The 19,764-nt window shown below is 57.8% G+C and carries 20 protein-coding genes; 10 read left to right on the forward strand and 10 right to left on the reverse strand.

Going from position 1 to position 19,764, the window contains the following annotated elements; translation table 11 throughout:
- Positions 1-2 precede the first annotated feature (2 nt).
- Positions 3-869 (reverse strand): acyl-CoA thioesterase, encoded by an 867-nt coding sequence (locus GRX64_RS09605; RefSeq protein WP_166266603.1) that lies wholly within the window; start codon positions 867-869, stop codon positions 3-5.
- On the opposite strand from GRX64_RS09605, the gene GRX64_RS09610 reads away from it, so the two are divergent.
- Positions 868-1,425: a hypothetical protein gene (locus GRX64_RS09610; RefSeq protein WP_166266604.1), complete on the forward strand. Its 558-nt coding sequence runs from the start codon at positions 868-870 to the stop codon at positions 1,423-1,425. The genes GRX64_RS09605 and GRX64_RS09610 overlap by 2 nt on opposite strands.
- On the opposite strand, the gene GRX64_RS09615 is transcribed toward GRX64_RS09610, so the two are convergent.
- The gene (locus GRX64_RS09615) at positions 1,422-2,576 is read right to left on the reverse strand and encodes an NAD(P)/FAD-dependent oxidoreductase (protein ID WP_166266605.1); all 1,155 of its coding nucleotides are present in this window, start codon (positions 2,574-2,576) and stop codon (positions 1,422-1,424) included. The two genes, GRX64_RS09610 and GRX64_RS09615, sit on opposite strands and share 4 nt — an antisense overlap.
- 23 nt (positions 2,577-2,599) lie before the next feature.
- Entirely contained in the window at positions 2,600-2,767 is a 168-nt protein-coding gene (locus tag GRX64_RS09620) for a rubredoxin (RefSeq protein ID WP_166266606.1), read from the reverse strand.
- Positions 2,768-2,996: 229 nt separating this feature from the next.
- Between GRX64_RS09620 and GRX64_RS09625 the strand changes: the two genes are divergently transcribed.
- The 5 genes from GRX64_RS09625 to phoR all read left to right on the forward strand — a co-directional run bounded on the left by GRX64_RS09625 (position 2,997) and on the right by phoR (position 7,332).
- Positions 2,997-3,554, forward strand: a complete 558-nt coding sequence (locus tag GRX64_RS09625; RefSeq protein WP_166266607.1) for a hypoxanthine-guanine phosphoribosyltransferase — start codon at positions 2,997-2,999, stop codon at positions 3,552-3,554.
- Positions 3,535-4,095, forward strand: a complete 561-nt coding sequence (locus tag GRX64_RS09630) for a chorismate--pyruvate lyase family protein (protein ID WP_166266608.1) — start codon at positions 3,535-3,537, stop codon at positions 4,093-4,095. The genes GRX64_RS09625 and GRX64_RS09630 overlap by 20 nt, the downstream gene beginning before the upstream one ends.
- A 114-nt stretch (positions 4,096-4,209) precedes the next feature.
- Positions 4,210-5,094, forward strand: a complete 885-nt coding sequence (ubiA, locus tag GRX64_RS09635) for a 4-hydroxybenzoate octaprenyltransferase (RefSeq protein ID WP_166266609.1) — start codon at positions 4,210-4,212, stop codon at positions 5,092-5,094.
- Between the two features lie 138 nt (positions 5,095-5,232).
- Positions 5,233-5,925 carry a phosphate regulon transcriptional regulator PhoB gene (gene phoB / locus GRX64_RS09640; RefSeq protein ID WP_166266611.1) on the forward strand — a complete coding sequence of 231 codons (693 nt, stop codon included), beginning with the start codon at positions 5,233-5,235 and terminating at the stop codon, positions 5,923-5,925.
- A 78-nt stretch (positions 5,926-6,003) separates the two neighbouring features.
- A complete protein-coding gene (phoR, locus tag GRX64_RS09645) occupies positions 6,004-7,332 on the forward strand; it encodes a phosphate regulon sensor histidine kinase PhoR (RefSeq protein ID WP_166266613.1) in 1,329 nt (442 codons plus the stop codon).
- 3 nt (positions 7,333-7,335) lie between these two features.
- Here phoR and GRX64_RS09650 read toward each other — a convergent pair whose 3' ends face one another.
- Entirely contained in the window at positions 7,336-8,175 is an 840-nt protein-coding gene (locus GRX64_RS09650; RefSeq protein ID WP_166266615.1) for a response regulator, read from the reverse strand.
- A 254-nt stretch (positions 8,176-8,429) separates the two neighbouring features.
- On the opposite strand from GRX64_RS09650, the gene GRX64_RS09655 reads away from it, so the two are divergent.
- The gene (locus GRX64_RS09655) at positions 8,430-9,644 is read left to right on the forward strand and encodes a lytic murein transglycosylase (RefSeq protein WP_166266617.1); all 1,215 of its coding nucleotides are present in this window, start codon (positions 8,430-8,432) and stop codon (positions 9,642-9,644) included.
- A gap of 89 nt (positions 9,645-9,733) precedes the next feature.
- Here the strand turns inward: GRX64_RS09655 and arfB are convergent, their stop codons facing one another.
- Positions 9,734-10,147, reverse strand: coding sequence for an alternative ribosome rescue aminoacyl-tRNA hydrolase ArfB (gene arfB / locus GRX64_RS09660; RefSeq protein WP_166266619.1), 414 nt, complete (start codon positions 10,145-10,147; stop codon positions 9,734-9,736).
- 34 nt (positions 10,148-10,181) lie between these two features.
- Between arfB and GRX64_RS09665 the strand changes: the two genes are divergently transcribed.
- Complete coding sequence (locus GRX64_RS09665) at positions 10,182-11,216, forward strand: metal-dependent hydrolase (protein WP_166266621.1); 1,035 nt, start codon at positions 10,182-10,184, stop codon at positions 11,214-11,216.
- 60 nt (positions 11,217-11,276) lie between these two features.
- On the opposite strand, the gene GRX64_RS09670 is transcribed toward GRX64_RS09665, so the two are convergent.
- From GRX64_RS09670 to ilvD, 4 genes are all read right to left on the reverse strand, one after another.
- Positions 11,277-11,810, reverse strand: a complete 534-nt coding sequence (locus GRX64_RS09670; protein ID WP_235937605.1) for an asparaginase domain-containing protein — start codon at positions 11,808-11,810, stop codon at positions 11,277-11,279.
- Between the two features lie 39 nt (positions 11,811-11,849).
- Positions 11,850-12,770 (reverse strand): D-alanyl-D-alanine endopeptidase, encoded by a 921-nt coding sequence (gene pbpG / locus GRX64_RS09675; RefSeq protein ID WP_235937606.1) that lies wholly within the window; start codon positions 12,768-12,770, stop codon positions 11,850-11,852.
- A gap of 9 nt (positions 12,771-12,779) precedes the next feature.
- Positions 12,780-13,235, reverse strand: coding sequence for a CopD family protein (locus tag GRX64_RS09680; RefSeq protein WP_166266623.1), 456 nt, complete (start codon positions 13,233-13,235; stop codon positions 12,780-12,782).
- 105 nt (positions 13,236-13,340) lie between these two features.
- Entirely contained in the window at positions 13,341-15,017 is a 1,677-nt protein-coding gene (ilvD, locus tag GRX64_RS09685; RefSeq protein WP_166266625.1) for a dihydroxy-acid dehydratase, read from the reverse strand.
- 181 nt (positions 15,018-15,198) lie between these two features.
- Here ilvD and GRX64_RS09690 point away from each other — a divergent pair, with 181 nt between their 5' ends.
- The gene (locus GRX64_RS09690; RefSeq protein ID WP_166266627.1) at positions 15,199-17,868 is read left to right on the forward strand and encodes an EAL domain-containing protein; all 2,670 of its coding nucleotides are present in this window, start codon (positions 15,199-15,201) and stop codon (positions 17,866-17,868) included.
- Here GRX64_RS09690 and GRX64_RS09695 read toward each other — a convergent pair.
- Entirely contained in the window at positions 17,865-18,476 is a 612-nt protein-coding gene (locus GRX64_RS09695; protein WP_166266629.1) for a Yip1 family protein, read from the reverse strand. The two genes, GRX64_RS09690 and GRX64_RS09695, sit on opposite strands and share 4 nt — an antisense overlap.
- Positions 18,477-18,698: 222 nt before the next feature.
- On the opposite strand from GRX64_RS09695, the gene GRX64_RS09700 reads away from it, so the two are divergent.
- The gene (locus GRX64_RS09700; RefSeq protein WP_235937607.1) at positions 18,699-19,700 is read left to right on the forward strand and encodes an LLM class flavin-dependent oxidoreductase; all 1,002 of its coding nucleotides are present in this window, start codon (positions 18,699-18,701) and stop codon (positions 19,698-19,700) included.
- The last annotated feature ends 64 nt before the right edge of the window (positions 19,701-19,764 follow it).

Genomic DNA, 19,764 nt, shown 5'->3' on the forward strand with positions numbered 1-19,764 from the left:
GATCAGGCCGGCTTCTTGCGCCGGCGAATGAGCGCTTCCTGGGTCGTTGATGCCACTAGGGTGCCGTCACTGCTGAAAAAATTACCGCGATTAAAACCACGACCACCCGAGGCACTCGGGCTGTCCGTGTCGTAGAGCAGCCAGTCATCAATGCGGAAATCCCGATGGAACCAGAGCGCATGATCCAGGGTAGCAACCTGCATGTCGCGGCTCATAAAGGTCACCGCATGGGGGTTCAGAGAGGTACCCAGGAAACTGAAATCCGATGCGTACGCCAGCAAACACCGGTGTAATATGGGGTCATCCGGTAATTGACCCTGGGCTCGCAGCCAACTCTGTTTGTGCGGTGGGCGAGGTTCAGGGCGTAGGGGGTTCACCGGATCGACCGGACGAATCTCTATGGGACGTTCCCGCGTAAGTGCTGTTTGAAGAGCTTCGGGTGTATGGCGCTTTAGCATCTCGCTATACTCCTGCTCAGACTTCAGGCTATTCACATCTGGCGCCGGAGGCATATCGATCTGATGTTCAAAACCGTCTTCGTCCACTTGAAACGACACCGACCCGGTAAGAATTTCCTTACCACCCTGACGCGCAATGACTCGCCGGACGGAAAAACTGCCACCATCCCGCACTCGCTGGACTTCATAGTCTATTGGCAGTCGGTGGTTGCCCGGGCGCAGAAAGTAAGCGTGCATCGAATGAGGCAACCGCCCCTCCACCGTCCGGCCGGCCGCCATCAACCCCTGGCCGAGCACTTGGCCACCAAAGACATTCGGGAATCCGAGATTTTCACTCTCGCCCTGGAAATGATCGTCCCCAAGGGGTACAAGATCCAGCAACTCAACCAGTTTTCTGGTGACGTCCAGCATGCCTGCTCCTGATAAATTAGTTAGCTCACAAAGCTTTGTTCTACCTCAGCCCCTGGCAGGACGCAATAGCAGGCTTGCGCCAGTCGACTGGCGGAAACTGACACCCAGGCGTGGCTTTGCCGTCGCCTTCAGCTTAACCGCATGGCTGGTATTCTCCGGCACTGCGCTGGCAAGCCATAAGCCCGAGCCATTTGATTGGCGTTACGACCCTCAGCGGGATAGCCGGATTGTTCGGCAAACCGCCTTTGAGACAACCACACGCCCTGAGGCCTGCGAAGAGTGTACCGGCGTCGCGCTTTCACCGACGGTGTTGCCACAACCTGACTGGCCCGATGCACAGGCACCCGGCCAAGGCTGGCAATTTATGGAACCCGCCATCAGTACGGGTCGCGTGGAAACCTATGAGGATTCCAGAACCGCCGTGCAGCTTGCAGAAGGCCAGCAGGACGCCCATCTGGTGGGCACCGCAGCATCACCGCCCGGATTCGGGAGTTTGCCGGACGCCCTGCAACACCTCAATTATCGCATCGATTTCGGCATTGAATACCGATTTTAATCGTGCAACGGTGGGACTTCCTTGGCCAGGGCCTGCTTCTCAACCGCATAGTCTCCGGTGACTGCAAACCCCAGCAACTCACCGTCCGGCGCCTTAAACAAGGCGCGCACACTGTTACCGTCGCGCTCTATGTGCCAGGCACCCTCCGCCGCCTGTGGGGGCGGACAAACGGCCGTCGGGCAGCAAGGCGTCTTGACCATCACTGGCATGGTGCCGTACTTCACTTCCGTCCGTTCCGTCACCAGCGTCTTCGCCAATGCCCGGGCACACGCCATCAATGGCAGAACATACAGCAGAACGTGGCCGTCCACTTCGGCGCAATCGCCAAGGGCATACACATCCGGCGCACTGGTTTCCAATGCCCGATTGACCAGAATCCCGCGATTGACCTGCAAGCCCGCGGCTTTTGCCAACTCAACGCGCGGACGCAAACCAACCGCCGAGATAACGATGTCCGCCGCCAAGGTTTCGCCGTTTGCCAGCGCTAACTCAACCCCGTCGCCCTGCGTGGAAATCCGTTCAACCACCGTTTCCAGATGAAACCGCACACCGGCACCTTTGAGGCCATCAACGACGGCCTGTGCAGCTTCCGGCGGCAGCAACCCCGGCATCACCGTGTCAGAAGGTGCGATAACGTCGACTTCGAATTCACCGTTGCGAAGGTCGTTGGCAAACTCACACCCAATCAGGCCCGCCCCCATAATGGCCACTCGCTTTTTACCATCGAGCGCCTCGCGAAAAGCCCGGTAGTCCATCAGGTCATTGATTGAATAAACCTTGTCCTGGCCATCACCCGGAATCGCCAATCGGATGACATCGGCGCCCCAGGCCAGCACCAACTTGGAATAGGCCAGACGCTCATCGCCAATGCTCAGCTCGTGGGCGTCGGTATCAATCGCCGTGATGGTGGTATGGGTTCTAAGCTCGATACCCATCTGCTCAACCATGTCGGCCGATGTGGCCTGCGCCAGCTGGTCCGCTTCTTTACCCCTGGTTAAGCCGGTAGAAAGCATCGGCTTGGAATAGCTGAAACCGTCATCAGCGGTGATCATGAGCACAGGGGTTTCTTTGTCCTGCTTGCGAATTTCCCGCACCAGCGAGTAACCGGACAGACCGGTACCAATGATTACAATCGGGGCGCCTGTACTCATTCTTGCTCTCCTGTCACCGACCATTAACTGATTTCAATCATCTCAAAATCTTCTTTACCCACACCACAGTCCGGGCATACCCAGTCGTCCGGTACATCATCCCAAACCGTGCCAGGCTCGATGCCATCTTCCGGCCAGCCTTGCGCTTCGTCGTATATCCAACCGCACACCACACACTGCCACTTCTTCATCACAATTCTCCACAGACGGATAGCGAGCGCCACAATAATTGTTCGACAATATGGCGCACGAGCGTTTATCAAATTTCATTTTCAAACGTTTAGGGCCGACATAATACGCATTGTTCGTCGATTGACCAATGCCAGACTGGGCAGCAGGTTCCCCACTTTTGAGTCAACCCCTCCCTTCCTGGGATTGGCTTCGGTATAATGCGCCGTTTTACGACAGGACCTGATCATCATGAATGACACCTTCGATGAGTTGCAGCAAGTGTTTGCGGAGGCGGATTGCCTGGTGGACGAATCTCAGGTACACGCAGCGATTGCGCAAATGGCGGACGCCATTACCCACCGCCTCCAAACCAGCAACCCGTTGTTGTTTTGTGTGATGAACGGTGGCCTCATTCTGACCGGCCAGCTACTGCCGCACCTCCGGTTCCCAGTGCAGGCCGAATACCTCCACGCCACCCGTTATCGTCAGGAAACCACTGGCGGCATTCTGGAGTGGAAGCTGAAACCCGATGCCGACATGCACGGGCGCACAGTATTGATTGTTGATGACATTCTGGATGAGGGCACGACCCTGGAGGCCATTGTCGACTACTGCCGTTCACAAGGGGCGGATGAGGTGCTGACGGCGGTATTGGTGGACAAACAGCACGACCGCAAGGCCCGCCCCGGACTGAAGGCAGACTTCACCGGGCTGGAAGTGGAAGACCGTTTTCTGTTCGGGTTTGGCATGGATTACAAAGGCTACTGGCGCAATGCGCCGGGGATTTATGCGGTCAAAGGACTTTAATTCCGCCGCCGCACACAGTCGCCAGGCGATCCCTGCCACCCAATGGTTTCCTACCCTGGCCGCCGCGGGTCTGAGCGATCCACTGGTCCATGGTCCCGCTCGCTACTGGCTGACTCTGGAAGGCTCGCTGACCCGGGCATTGCAGGTGCGGTGCCGGACTTCCTTTCAGGTTAACGTCCTCAGCGAGGGGTTTTTTGTGCCCACCCGGGAAGAAGCCCGCTCGCTCGGCATCCCTTCCCGTCAGCGCGCCTGGATTCGCCAGGTTCAGCTCTGTGGTGACGGCCAGCCCTGGGTACTGGCCCGGACCATTATTCCACGCGCCACGCTGAAAGGCCGGGGGCGCCGCCTGCGCCATCTGGGGCGCAAACCTCTCGGTGGGTACCTGTTCAGCCGGCCGGAGTGGCAACGCGGGGCCTTTCAAACCGGGCTATGCCAAACTACTGACGCGGACAGCCAACCCCAGGTGGCCCGCCGCTCGCGCTTTCAGTCCGGCCCGAGCGCCCTGCTGGTGGGCGAGTATTTTTTGCCGGTGCTGCTCTAGCACAGCCGGATAACCCAGGCAGCGGCTAACCAAGGCGGCGGTGGCCCCGATGGTCATCATCGCTGCTACAATGACCATCGGAACTCTACCCACCTGATGCTGACCGGGCTTGATATGACACTCGATTTTCTGCCACCACACGTTCAAATCCGTCTCGGGGATTATGCCCGCCTGCTGCGCCTGGATCGCCCCATCGGCACCCTACTCCTGTTATGGCCAACCTACTGGGCGTTGTGGCTGGCGGCAGATGGCATGCCGAGCGCTGCCAACGTATTCATCTTTACCCTCGGGGTGTTCCTGATGCGGGCCGCCGGCTGTGCCATTAACGACTTTGCCGATCGCAAGATCGACGGCCATGTCAAACGCACCAAGGACCGTCCGCTGGCCTCTGGCCGGGTGAAACCGTTTGAAGCCGTGGCGCTGTTTCTCGGTCTCGCGTTGCTTGCGTTCGTGTTGGTGGTGGTGTTCACCAATACCCTGACGCTTTACCTATCGTTCGGCGGCTTGGTGCTGGCCTTTATTTACCCGTTCATGAAACGCCACACCCACCTACCGCAACTCTTCCTTGGCGCGGCCTTCTCCTGGGCCATCCCCATGGCGTGGGCGGCAGAAGCCGGGGAGGTCACCAAACTGGCGTGGTTGCTGTTCACCGCCAACCTGCTCTGGACCGTAGCCTACGACACTGTGTATGCCATAGTGGACCGGGACGACGATATTAAAATCGGCGTGAAATCCACGGCCATTCTGTTCGGTGACGCTGACCGGGCCATTGTTGCGACGCTCCAGAGTCTGGTGATTCTGGTGTTGATCATGGTAGGCCATCAGGCAGGTCTGGGCGCTGCCTACTACGTCGGGGTGGTGGTGATGGCCTGTTTGTTTGTGTTCCAGCAGCACCTGATCCGCCACCGCCAACGGGAGGCCTGTTTCAAAGCCTTTCTGAACAATAACTGGGCCGGGCTTGCCGTCTTCTTGGGTTTGCTGGTCGACGCTTTCGTCTGAGAAACCGCTGAATCCATCTGTAGACAATTCGACTTGCGCGATCCGAAGGCTCTTTAACGATTATTTGTCATATACTTGTAACACTCGCCGGTTGTAATGAGTCAGCAACAAACACCGGTCTGATACAGGTTAAAGCTCATGTCTGGAAAAACTGTCCTGATTGTTGACGACGAAGCCTCCATTCGCGAAATGATTGCGGTGGCACTCGAAATGGCCGATTACGACTATCTGGAGGCCGCGGATGCCAGAGAAGCCCATGCCTTGATCGTTGATAAACAACCCGATCTCATTCTGCTGGACTGGATGTTACCGGGCACCAGCGGCGTGGAGCTCGCCCGACGCCTGAAAAAAGAAGAAGGCACGGCCGAAATTCCAATCATCATGCTCACGGCCAAAGTGGAAGAAGACAATAAGATTCAGGGCCTGGAAGTGGGGGCGGACGATTACATCACCAAACCTTTTTCACCCCGTGAGTTGGTCGCCCGCCTGAAAGCGGTGCTGCGCAGAACCACCCCAGCTGGCGTTGAAACCCCGATTGAAGTGGAGGGTTTAACCCTTGATCCGGTTGGCCATCGCGTCAGCACCATGGGTGGCGCGCTCACCATGGGGCCTACCGAATACCGCCTGCTGCAGTTTTTTATGACGCACCAGGAGCGGGTGTACACTCGGTCACAGCTGCTGGATCAGGTGTGGGGTGGTAATGTGTATGTCGAGGAACGCACGGTGGATGTTCATATCCGACGCTTGCGCAAAGCCCTCGGCAACCAATACGATCACTTGATTCAGACCGTTCGAGGCACCGGCTATCGCTTCTCAACGCGCGCAGCCTAGAGTACAAAACGGTCAGGTCATACACCGGTCAAATCTATCAAGATCCTGGCCGTCGGCTTTCAATGAACGGATGAGCTCATGCAGCACAACTGGACGCGATACCTGCGCCTGATTGTCGTATTTCTGATCATGTCCGTTGGTGCGGGCCTGCTGGTCGGCCAAGCCCTGGCCGGACTGGTGCTGGGTCTGCTGATGTATCTCGGCTGGACCCTGATTCAGATTCGCAAGCTGCACCACTGGCTGAACAACCCCGATGCCGCCAGTGAGGCGCCCGAGAGCATTGGCCTGTGGGGTGATATTTTCGACAGCATTCACCGGTTGCAAAGGGACCACCTGATGACCCGGGACCGGCTGCAAGCCGCGGTGAATCGGGTTCAGGAGTCCACCAACGCCATGCGCGACGGTGTCATCATGACCGATGCCCGGGGTGTTATGGAGTGGTGGAATGGCTCGGCGGAATATCTGCTGGGTTTCCGGCGCCACACCGACCGGGGTCAGTACATCCATAACCTGATTCGAAACCCGGCATTCAAGGCCTATTTTGACGCCCGGGACTATCGCGAGCCACTCGAACTCAACTCCCCCGCCAAACCCCATATCCATCTGCAGATACAGATCAGCCTGTTCGGCGACGACGATCGCCTGATCGTGGCAAAAGACGTCACCCGGTTATTCCAGCTTGAGCAGATGCGTCGCGATTTTGTCGGCAACGTCTCCCACGAGATGCGCACGCCACTGACGGTGATCAGCGGCTACCTCGAAACCATGGTGGATCACTCCGATGACCTGCCGCCAAAATGGCGTCGTGCCGTGGCCACCATGGCCCAGCAATCCTCGCGCATGGAGGCTCTGATTACGGACCTGATCCTGCTGTCCAAGCTGGAAACCGGGGAGCAAATGATCAATGATGCGGTCACCGACATCCGAGAACTGACCACTCAGGTCTGTCATGATGCCAAGGCCCTGAGTGGCGACAAGCAGCACGAAATCGTCGTCGATATCGGTGAACGCCACTTTTTGAGGGGGGACGAAGGTCAACTTCGCAGCGCATTTTCCAACCTGATTTTCAATGCGGTCAAGTACACACCGGCCCGGGGCCGAGTCAACGTCCGCTGGAGCACCGACAAAGCCGGGGCCCACTTGTCGGTCAAGGATACCGGTATCGGCATTGACCCGGTTCACATTCCGAGGTTAACCGAACGCTTTTACCGCGCCGACCCCAGCCGACATCAGGAAACGGGTGGCACTGGCCTGGGCTTGGCTATCGTTAAGCATGTATTGCTCAACCACGACGGCCGTCTTGAAATTAAAAGTGGCGTCGGCAAAGGCAGCGAATTCATCTGCCACTTCCCGCGGGAACGCATTGCCGAGCAGCCACCAGAGCCTTTAGATCATTCGGCGGACTGACCTTCAGCCGGATCGAAAACGGGCGATGAAGCGCGACAGGTCTTCGAATTTTTGAGGATCATCGTCGACAAAGCGAATCACGACACTGACGAAATCCGTATCCTGCCGTTTGTCCACCGCCTGCAACTGATGCACGTAGCCGTTCAACCGGGCTACCTGGCCCTCGGCGATCTCCATGTCCACCACCGCCTGATCCAGAATGCCCGGAAACGTCTGGTCTCGCTTGGCCACCACCCGGATTTCAGTCAGCGTAATGTCTTTCACCACCGAACGCAGCATACTGTCCGCAAAGCGCACCGCCGCCACACTGCGAATCGCTTTGGCTGTTTTGGGTGCCTGCGGTGGCGGCGCCCCGTCGTGCGGCGCTGGCTCCCCACGCTTTTGGGTCAGCAATGACGCCGATTCCTGGAACACCTCGGCAGCACTGTCCATCGACTTGCCACTCTTACCCATGGCGTCGCGCAAGCGATCTCCCATGACCTTGATAATTTTCTTGCTGAGGCCCTCGGGACTGAAGGGTTTTCCCAAATACTCAGAAACCCCTTCCTGAACCGCCTCAACCACATGACTCTTGTCGCCACGACTGGTGATCATGATAAACGGTGTGCGCTTGTAATTGTCGTGCTGGCGCATCCAGCGCAACAATTCCAGACCCGACATTTCCGGCATTTCCCAGTCACACAGAATCAGGTCGAACGCCGTTCGCGACATCAGGTGCTGGGCCTTTTTTCCATTCGCCGCGTCGGCCAGTTCAATCACCGGAAAACGCTGACGTACCGTACGCTTGACCAAATCCCGGACAAAGCTGGCATCATCAACCACCAGCGCTTTCAGTAATGCCATAATTCGACCTTTGATAAACCGCTTTCAGGGTTTCCTAACTATAGATCAAACCGTCAGGAATGGCTGCGACAAGATATAAAAGCCTACTAGGATCAGGTTCCGGGGCTCCTTAAGGAATTGTCACATCCAGTCAGTTGAAAAGGTCTCCCGGATCGACAGAAACACGCTACCATGAGGACAGTCGCTCATGCATAACGCCGAGGTTTTACGTGCCGAATACGAACTCACATAGGCTTTACCAACTAATCCCCAGAATGATAGTTTCCGCCCCCCATTTGATCCTGTTTGGGCTATTGACCGCCCTGGCACCGGTGTTCTCTTCCGGACAAGAGACCGAAGCCTTTGACACCTGTACCGACGGTCTCACCCGACAGGCGATTGAAGCCGGTGTTTCCCGACCGGTTGCCGAGCAAGTGATGGCCCAAGCCGAGTACCTGGACCGAGTGATCGAGCTGGACCGGCGCCAGCCGGAGTTTACCACCACGTTTGCGGATTATCTCAACCGCCGGGTGAATGAAAGCCGGATTTCCCAGGGCCGCGAGTTGTTGCAGCAACACCGCGCGTTACTCGCTCGTGTCACCCGCGAGACCGGCGTGCCTCCGGCCTATTTGCTGGCATTCTGGGGGCTGGAAACCAACTTCGGCAGTTACTTTGGTAAAATGTCGGTACCCAGCTCGCTGGCCACCCTGGCGTGCGATGAACGTCGCAGTGACTATTTCACGGGCGAGCTGATCGCCGCACTGCGCATTGTCGACGAAGGCGCCATTGCGGTTGAGCAAATGGAAGGGTCGTGGGCAGGCGCCATGGGGCATGTGCAGTTTATGCCATCGGTGTTTTTGCGCTATGCCGTCGATGCCGATGGGGATGGCAAACGCGACCTCTGGAACAGTCTCGACGACGCCCTGATGTCGGCAGGCAACTTCCTCAGCAACCTGGGCTGGAACGGCGATTACCGCTGGGGACGTGAAGTCCTGCTGCCCGCCAACTTTGACTATGCGCTCGCCGATGGCCGCAAACGGCCACTGCGTGAGTGGCGCAAGCTCGGCATCAAAGATGCGTTCGGCCATGCCGTGGCGTCGGACGATATTCAGGCCGGGCTCGTGGTTCCATCCGGCCATGAGGGCCCGGCATTTCTGGCCTATCACAACTTCAATGTGATCATGGGGTGGAACCGCTCAGAATTCTACGCCATTGCCGTGGGCCACCTGGCCGATCGCATCGCGGGCGCAGGCGGACTGCAAAACCCGCCACCGGAAGATGCCCCCACACTCTCCAGGTCAGACATCCTGGCCCTGCAAACCGCACTCAACGCCCGGGACTTTGATACCGGCAACCCCGATGGCATTCTGGGGCCCGCGACCCGGGCAGCAATCCGGCAGTATCAGTCAAAACAGGGGCTGATCGCCGATGGGTATCCCGGCGCCGATGTGTTCCAGACCCTGGAGATCACCCTGAAATCCGACGGCTGACACACACACCGAGAGCTGACACAAACAGAGCTGACACAAACAAAGGGGCCTGAAGCCCCGTCCAAAAATCAAAGCGTGGGGGTGGGGAATTACATATCCACCTTTCCGCGCAGCACTTTTCTCTGGCCGCGTTGTTTTTTCTTCTCAATCCGTTTCTTTTTCGCGCCCAGACTGGGACGTGTGGCCCGGCGTGCCTTTTGGACTACCAGCGCGTCCTGAATCAGTGCCTGCAAACGTTCCAGAGCGTCCGCCCGGTTTTTCTCCTGACTCCGAAATTGCTGGGCCTTGAGCACCAGCACACCGTCGCTGTTAATCCGGCTGTCCTGACGGGCGAGCAGCCGTTGCTTCAGGAAGTCCGGCAACGACGACGCTGCGATATCAAATCGTAAGTGGATGGCGGACGAGACCTTATTGACGTTTTGGCCACCGGCACCCTGGGCACGAATCGCTTGAATGTCGATTTCCGCTTCCGGAATCGTGATCTGATCCGTGATTGTGAGCATAATCAGATAACCTTTTTAAATTTGAGCCAATCTTATGGATTCTGTGACACAAGCGGCCTTAGGGGCAGCACTGGGCGCTGCCATCGCTGGAAAAACCCTGGGGCGCTCGGCTCTGTTAGGGGGTGCATTACTGGGTACTTTACCGGATATGGATGTGCTGATCGATTATGGCTCTGCCGTGGCCAATTTCACTCAGCATCGGGGATTCAGCCATTCCCTGCTGGTTTTGTTACCGCTGTCGATTGTCCTGGCCTGGTTTTTTCACCGCTGGCGCCCGGTGTTATCGTATCGACGCTGGTTCGCTTTTACCGCGATCGTGTTGATAACCCACCCCTTGCTGGACACCTTCACCACCTACGGCACCCAATTGTTCTGGCCCCTCGGCAGGCCGCTGGCGATCAACAGCATTTTCATTATTGATCCGATGTACACCCTGCCCCTGTTGCTGGCCATTGCCTGGACCCTGTGGCGACCCCGACAGCTTGGCGCGGTCGCCATCGGCCTGACGCTCTCGACCGCGTATTTGGGCTGGACCCTGGTCGCCCAGCAGATGATCGCATATAAGGTGACACCGGCGTTGGCGGCCGTGGGCGCGGAGCGGGCGCCCCGGATGATTCAACCGATGCCACTGAGCACGCTGCTATGGCGGGTGACCGTGATGGCCGACGACCAGCGCCTGGAGATTGTTACCGGGTTTTTGGATGGCGATATGCCCCTGCGGATAGAGCGCTTTGACCGCCACCCCGACCTCGAAGCGGCCACCCGTCAGCTACTGGAAGGTCAGCGGCTGATCTGGTTTACCCAGGGCTTTCTGAATTACGCCGAACGGGAGGACGGTCTTGCAGTCACCGACATACGACTGGGTGTGCCAGGCGCCCACCCGTTCACCTTTATTCTGGCCGAACCTGCCGACGGCGATGCACGGTGGCAGACCATCCCGAGTTACCAGATCAACCGGCCGGCCATACGCGAGGAGTTGCTCGGGGCGCTGTGGCAGCGAATCACCGGGGCAACGGTGCTGTGCCTGGCGACCCTGGAAACCCGCCAACGAAACGAGCACTGCGGATGATCTGGAGGCGAAGACGGGGCTCACCGCAAGGCCGGTGACAGTGAGGCCCCTCGGATGCATTCAGCTGCGTTCGAACCGTTGCGCTTTCAGATTTTTACGGACGGCGCCCGCTTCGAACACCTCACCGTTCATCGCCACGTAGACCCCGGGCTCCTTGGTACTGGCGACCGCCCAGGCGAAGCCTAGATTGAACACGGCATCGCTGCGGCGCATGCGGGCGGGCTGCATGGAGCCGAACAGCACGATGGTTTTGTCTTTTATGTCCGCCAGCACCGCCGCGGTGTCCGGCATGGTATCGGTGCCATGGGTAATCAGGATGCGGTCCGCACGGGATTCAATGACCGCCTCGCGTATCAGGCTACGGTCATTGTCGGTTATCTCCAGGCTATCCTTGCGCAACAGGCCCGTCACCAGAAACTCGCCGGACACATTGGCCTCTTTGAGCAGCTCGGGCAGCAATGAATCGCCAATTTCAAACTCACTGTTGGCGTCATAATATAGTTTGTCGATGGTGCCACCGGTGGTAAAAACCTGGATCATCGCCTCCACACTCCCCTGTTGATCAATCTGGTTTGGCGTCCTTTGAATCGTCACATCTGAATCGTCAAAAAAGCGATTCAGGGCGCCTTCGGTTTAATGAGACTCTGCCACGCTGGAGTGACCCGCGTATTGCGCATTCTTGCGTTGCTCATAGGCCTTGGCAGCGCCGGCCACCCGGCCACTGTCGCCGGTTGCCAACCACCGCTTCACCCGGCCAGCATCGCCCATCGGAGAACGTGTGCCGAAAGAATCGAGCAGCACGGTGGTGACGGCTTTGCCATTCATCTGCGACACCATAACCAAACAACGCCCGGCTTCGGTCAGGTAACCTGTTTTGCTCAAGCCAACACCCCAGCTTTTTCGGTGCACCAAAGCGTTGGTATTGCCATAGGGCAGAGAATACCTGGGTTGTCTGAAATGAGCCCTGAAATACTCAGTGGTGGAGTAATCACCGATTTCAGGGTGCTTGGCAGCGGCATTGACCAACTTTACCAAATCCGCGGCCGACGCATGGTTGTTGGCCGACAGCCCGGTCGGATCAACAAACCGGCTGTTCGTCATAGCCAACTTCTCGGCCATTTTATTCATGTCCGACACAAACTTATCGTAGCCGCCAGGATGATGCCGTGCGAGGGTGTATGCGGCCAGATTTTCGGACGACATCAAGGCAATCCGCAGCATGTCGCGGCGACGCAGCTCCGAACCTCTACGGATCCGGGAATAGGCGTTGTTGGCCGCTGTCTTGTGGCGGGGAAACACTTCCAACCATTCTTTCAGGGGCTCGCCGGAATCCAGCACCACCAGGGCCATCATCAGTTTGGTGAGGGAGGCAATGGGCACCGATCGGGTGGCATGCTTGCCATACAGCAATTTATCCTCCCCCGCGTAGGCCACCGCGGCATTGACCGAAGCCAGCTTAAGAGCGTCCGGTCCGGCGGCGGGCGCAGCTGAAGCCCCCGTGCTGGCGAGGGTCAGTGAAGCAAACAATGACATGAGCCATGGTTTAAACATCATCATTTCTCCTTACAGATACCGGCCTGCGGAGCCAAGCACCACCACCAGCAAACCCAGAACCAGGTTGATGCCGACCATCATACGGATCTGACCTACACGACGTCCGGCTTCGGCGGTGTCGTCGGCCTCAATAGCCTTCTTGAGCCTGCGGTACGGAGCAAAATAGACATGCAGGAACAACAACATCATCAGCAGTCCCAGCCCTTGCATGGCATGAATATGCCAACCCGCCGACGCCATGCCGCCGAAATAACTGCCAATCATGGTGTAGCCAGAAGCCAGTAGCGCAACCACACAAACCCACACCCACCGGAAAAAGACCGACAAGGTATGACACCACAACAATGCTCGCTGAGCCGGTTCCAGGACGGTTACCGCAGCCGGCCGCAGAGCCATGTAGGCGAAAAACATACCCCCCACCCAGATCACTGCCGCCAAGGTATGAATCGCAATCAAAATACCCATCAAAATGCTCTCTTCGTCAACGCAAATAAAGCCGCACTATAGCAGCAACCGGCGGGCGGCGAATGAACGCTTGGTCATGCGCCGCCGGTCACCAACACACCGGCACTAGAACTTGTCGGTCACGGCGCCTTCCGACGCCGAACTCACGGTATAGGCGTACTTGGCCAACACACCGCGACGGTATTTGGCCGCCGGCGGCTGCCAGTTAGCCCGGCGTTGGGCCAGCACCTCATCGCTCACCGCCACCGTAATACGGTTGGCCTCCGCGTCGATGGTAATCTCGTCGCCATTTTCCACCAAGGCAATCGGACCCCCGTCCGCCGCTTCCGGGGTTACATGCCCAACCACAAACCCATGACTCCCCCCTGAAAAACGGCCATCGGTAATCAATGCCACATCACTGCCCAGACCTTTGCCCATAATGGCCGAGGTTGGCGTCAGCATCTCACGCATGCCGGGGCCGCCTTTCGGTCCTTCGTAACGAATGACCAACACATCACCCGCCACCACGGTGCCATCCATAATTCGATCCTGAGCTTCTTCCTCGGAGTGAAACACCCGCGCCTTACCGGTGAAATGGGTGCCTTCCTTTCCGGTAATTTTGGCGACCGCCCCTGTGGGGGCGAGGTTTCCGTAAAGAATGCGCAGATGACTGTCTTTCTTAATGGGGTTGTCGAGCGCATGAATGATGGTCTGGCTGTCGGGATAGGGCATCACGTCGGCCAGATTGTCGGCCAGGGTCTGGCCGGTCACCGTGAGGCATTCTCCGTGCAGCATGCCGGCGTCCAACAGCATCTTCATCAGCGGCTGAATACCACCAATGGCCACCAGTTCAGACATCATGTAGTGACCGCTGGGTCGCAGGTCTGCCAGTACTGGAACCCGCTTGCCGATACGGACAAAGTCGTCCAACGACAGCTCGACCCCGATCGTGCTGGCCATAGCCAGCAGGTGTAATACCGCATTGGTCGAGCCGCCCAGGGCAATCACGACGGTAATGGCATTCTCGAAGGCCTCACGGGTCATGACATCCGAAGGCTTGATGTCTTTTTCCAGCAAATTCAGTACCGCGGCGCCGGCGGCCCGACAATCGTCCACTTTGGTTTGCGAAACCGCGTTCTGTGCCGAACTGCCTGGCAGACTCATACCCATGGCCTCAATGGCCGAGGCCATGGTATTGGCGGTGTACATACCGCCACAGGAACCAGGTCCTGGAATCGCCGTCTCTTCAATCTGTTTAACCTCAATCAGGTCCATGTCGCCCTTGGCGTAGGCACCGACCGCCTCAAACACCGAAATAATGTCGGTGTGATTGTCTCCGGGCTGGATGGTACCGCCATACACGAAGACTGAAGGCCGGTTTAGCCGGGCCATCCCCATGATGCAACCGGGCATGTTTTTGTCACACCCGCCAATGGCCACCAAACCGTCGAACCCTTCGCAGCCAGCGGTGGTCTCGATGGAGTCAGCGATCACTTCCCTCGAAACCAGCGAATACTTCATGCCCTCGGTGCCGTTGGCAATGCCGTCCGACACCGTGATGGTATTGAAAATCACGCTCTTGCCACCGGCCTCGTCTGCGCCATGGCCGGCTTCTTCCGCCAAGCCATTGATGTGCATATTGCACGGCGTCAGCATGCTCCAGGTCGAAGCAATACCCACCTGGGGCTTCTTGAAATCCGCATCGGTAAAACCAACCGCGCGCAGCATGGCTCGGCTCGCTGACTTACCAACACCATCGACTACCGGAGCAGAAAAGCGGCGCATTTTGTCTTGAGTCATGTCGTTTCTCTCATGTGGGTCCTTGTTTTTACACAGCATTCGCTGTTTACCTCGCGACTGCAAGTAGCCGCCTGTCAGCAATAAATGCAAAATCTTATAAAATAGTTTAAAATTTCATCCGATTCAACATGTTACGTATTATTTCAAGACGTATACAGTTTGTAACCAGATAGGCTTCTGAATGGACTCACTGCAACCGCTCGCCAAGATACCGGTCCGGCTCAACGCTTATCTCCGTCGTGCACTCCAGCGTTACACCGTCACAGTCTGGATGCCTCTGCTGCTGACCATTCTGGCCGTAGCCTATGGGTTAGCCGTTGCCAGCATTCCCTCCCATGGCCACCTCGGCAATCACCCGGCCACGACGTCTATGGCCAAAACCGAGCTCTTTCATGCCCAACTGGATACGCAGTACATTCCCTTTTCCCTGAACGAGGTTCTGGCCACGGAGGCGTGGCGCGACGACAACTGGATGAGCGGCAGCTCCGGCATCGGGTATCTCGACACGCCGGCAACTTTTCGGTTTACCGTCACCAACCGTGCACCTTACCCCGTCAATCGCATGCTCGTGGTCGCCGCGCCGTTTTTGGACCACATTGTCCCCGTCGCCATTGATCGGAACGGGTTCGTATCGCCCTTGCCCGCCATGGGCGACACTCACCCCTTCCAGCAACGATTGTACAATTTACCGCAGTGGGTATGGCCACTCACCCTACCACCGCAATCCGACACCCTGTTTCTGTTTGAGGTCACCAATTCCGGCCCCACCATGTTGCCCATTTCGCTGATGGATCCCGACACCCTGGTAGGATCCGGCGCCGCCATCATTGCCTGGAAAGCCTTTCTCTATGGCGTTCTGGTGTTTGCGCTGGCGTTCAACCTGATCATGTTGTCACTGCTGAAGAAATCATCGATCGCGTGGCTGTCGGTGCTCATTGTCACCATTATCTACAACCAACTGGTGCTCGACGGCTTTGGTCTCTGGCTACTGTGGCCGGATTTACCGAAACTGAATGGTCTGCTCGCAGTCACACTGCCGTTATCCGCGGTGGCTATGTGCCAGTTTACCCGCCACTTCCTGGCGCTGGACGGGACAAATCTGGTCATCATCAACGGATTCTCCATCGCGGCCGGACTCCTGATAATGACCACCCCGTTGCCGTTGCCGCTGCCAGGCCAGGGCTCCTTGCTGGTGCTGGGTATTGCAGCCTGTGGGTTTGCACTGATTGTCGCACTGCGTCAGGTACGACAGAATGTCTACGCGCGTTACTACGCGCTCGCGATGCTGGCGATTCTTGTAGGTATCCTGCTGGCGTCACTGCGCACCGTTGGCTGGTTGCCGGTCAATGAGCTGACCAATTCGGGCCACTACCTTGGGGCTGCATTGGCGGCGGTTATCCTGACCACCGCGTTGGCACAACGGTTGCTGGATGAGCGTCGACGCCGCCTGGGCGCAGTTGTAAAAGTGCGCCAGGAGCAGGAACTGAGAACCAAGCTCGAAAGCGAGTACGAGCGCCTGCTAAGAACCCATCGCATCACGGGCAAACCCAACCGTTCGATGCTGGAAGAAACACTGGAACGTCTGCACCTCTGCGGTAACGCCTTCTCCCTGTGCCTCGTGCGCTTTGAGCGCTACCCGGAAATTGAGCAGGCACTGGGCTACAAAGAAACGGAAAACCTGCTGCGGCTCTATCTCGAGCGCCTTGATCGTTACCTGCGGGCTCGTCTGGGCGACCAACTGGTGCTGATCAACGGGTCTGGCGTGGCCACGGTGGATACAATGAGCCATGCGTTTGCGTTGAGCTCAAGTGCCGCATCGCCCGCGTCAGAGAGGCTCTGGACTGACATTACACGATGGCTGGAAGCCAGTTTTGTGGAAGGCCGTTATTCCTTCAACTGGACGCCATCCCTGGGGGTAGCCCATGCCCCCGAACATGGCAGCACAAGCTCCGAGCTGCTTTCCCGAGCCGGTTTTGCCACCCTCGACCCCACTCAGACACTCACGGTTTACGACCCAAGCGTGGCCGTCCGCCTGCATGAGCAGCAGGTGTTGATGCTGGATCTGGACAGTGCACTGGAAAACGATCAAATCCATCTGGTCTATCAGCCGAAGGTGCTCATTGCCAACGCTGAGACGGTGTCATTCGAGGCCCTGATTCGTTGGGACCACCCCGAGTTTGGTCGCGTGACACCCGACCGCTGGATTCCACTGGCCGAGCAAGTCGGCGTCATTTACCCCGTCACCCTCTGGGTGTTGAATCGGGCATGCCGGGACTGGCCACTCCTAGCCGCCAAGCACGGCCCTGACACCACCGTTGCCATCAATGTATCCGTTCGCGACTTGGCGCAGGAGGGCTTTGAGCAGACCGCCATCGACATCCTTGATCAGTATGGCATCGACCCGGGAAACGTCATACTGGAGCTCACCGAAACCGCCGTAATGAGCAACGTCAATCAGGCCCGCGCGATGGTTCGAACGCTCAGTGACGCCGGTTTTGGTATCGCTCTGGATGATTTTGGTACCGGCCACTCATCGTTGAGTGCCCTGGCGGGATTTGCCCTTGATGAGATCAAGATTGACCGTAGTTTTCTACACGACATTACCCACGATGCTGCCCGGCAACGTATTTTCCGAACCGCGGTTGAACTCGGCGAAGCATTGTCGTTGAGGATCGTGGTGGAAGGCGTCGAAACCAAGACGGTGGCGGAATGGCTGAACCAGTTCCCGGGCTTATGCGGGCAAGGTTATTATTGGGGCCTCCCGCAATCGGTTGCGGCGCTCTGTGACGAGAGCGCCGCCCAGCCAGCCGCCGGAGGCTACTTACTGACCGACAACAGCGCCGACCGCTAACCCTGAATGAACTTGGGCGCCAGGCCGAAATTCCATAACATCACCGAACCGACCCGGGTTGCCACCAGAATGACCAAAGCCACGGTCAACAAAGCCCCGGCGTACATGACTGCCTGGTCCTTTGGAATCCGCATCACAATGGGCAAGCCATCGTACATGAGATAGGCGCCATAGGCCGCCGCTGCCAGGAAAACCATCGCATTAAACCAGGGCACCGGGTACAACAGTGCGAACCCCGCCAAAAACAGGGGCGTGCAGGAATACGACGCCAGCGCCAGCGCATTGGAGCGATCGTGTTCCTCCTGGGCACCGTAGGTCCTCGCCATCCAGTTGATGGCATATCCCAATGCAAAGACCCCCGCCAAGATGGCCAGGTAAGTCAGCACACTGAGCTGAACAGCACTGATTTCCGTTAACTTGATCAACCGATCATTGCCCACGGTCCAGCCAAAATGCGCGGTCGAAATGTAGGCGCAAATCGGTCCAATCGTGGCCAGTACCAAAACATACGTCACGTACAGGCGCCGCGGGGGGGCATGCTCCTTCCTGATGGAGTCCCACTCTGCATCCGGGTGAGTGAATAGGCCAAACGCATGGTTCAGGAGCATTGCATTCTCCAAATATTGTTATGGTTAAAGTGATACGCCGGCGCGGGACACACAGACCAACCGCCCAGACTTCGTGGTCCGGGCTTCAACCGTCGATTTGCTTGACCCCACACTCGTTTTATTAAAGTTAACATGACCGACGTGCGCAAGCACCCATTGAAAGTTGGACCACAATGCACCATCTAAGGCCTGATCGAACCGAAACTTTGATGGGGCAGTCTTTTGGATTCCAAGCTGAGCACGATTCCGTTTTCTTTACTTGAGCTCGCCTCCGTGCGTGAAGGCCATACCGTCAGCGAGACGCTCAAACATACAACAAGCTACGCCCAACATGGGGAAGCACTGGGTTTTCAGCGCTTCTGGCTCGCTGAGCATCACAACATGGAAGGCATATCCAGCTCCGCCACGTCCGTCCTGATCGGTCATATCGCGAGTGCCACCGAGTCGATTCGGGTCGGCTCCGGTGGTGTCATGCTGCCCAACCACCCGCCCCTGGTGATTGCTGAACAGTTTGGCACGCTTGAAAGTCTGCACCCCGGCCGCATTGATCTCGGGCTGGGTCGAGCACCCGGAACCGATCCCATCACCAGCCAAGCGCTGCGGCGCGACGGCCTGGGCGCCGAGCAATTTCCCAACGATGTGGCTTTGTTGCAGGCGTTGCTGGGCCCGCTGCAGGCCGGTCAGCGACTCAAGGCCATCCCCGGCGCCGGCACTCAAGTGCCGATCTGGCTGCTGGGGTCCAGCCTTTACAGTGCGCAACTTGCCGCTCAGAAAGGCCTGCCTTATGCCTTTGCCGGTCATTTCGCACCGCGACTGTATCAACAGGCGATCAAGCTTTACCGGGCGCACTTCACGCCGTCGGCGACGCTCAGCAAACCCCATGTCATGCTGGCGCTACCGGCCGTGCCGGCTGAAACCAATGAGGAAGCGCACCGGCTGGCAACCACCAGCTATCAACGCATTCTCGCACTGTTTCGTGGTCAGCCATTGTGGCTCCGACCGCCGGTCACAAGCATGGCGGAGCACTGGAGCCCGGAGGAAGAGGCGGGGGTTCGCGGATTTCTGGATTTGCAACTCATCGGTGACCAGGACAGCATTCGGACCCAGTTGGAGCACCTGCTAGCCCGTGTCGAGGTGGATGAGTTAATGTTTACCGTCGATCTCTACGACCCCGATAAACGCCGCCATGCGCTGGACATTCTGGCGGCAACCCGGGCGAGCTGAACCCGGCATTGGCGTTTAAAAAGCGCACCGGTTCTCTTTCGCAGGGTTCCGGGCCTGCAAAAGA

Origin of the sequence: Marinobacter caseinilyticus (genome assembly GCF_011074955.1) — a bacterium.
GTDB lineage: Bacteria > Pseudomonadota > Gammaproteobacteria > Pseudomonadales > Oleiphilaceae > Marinobacter > Marinobacter caseinilyticus.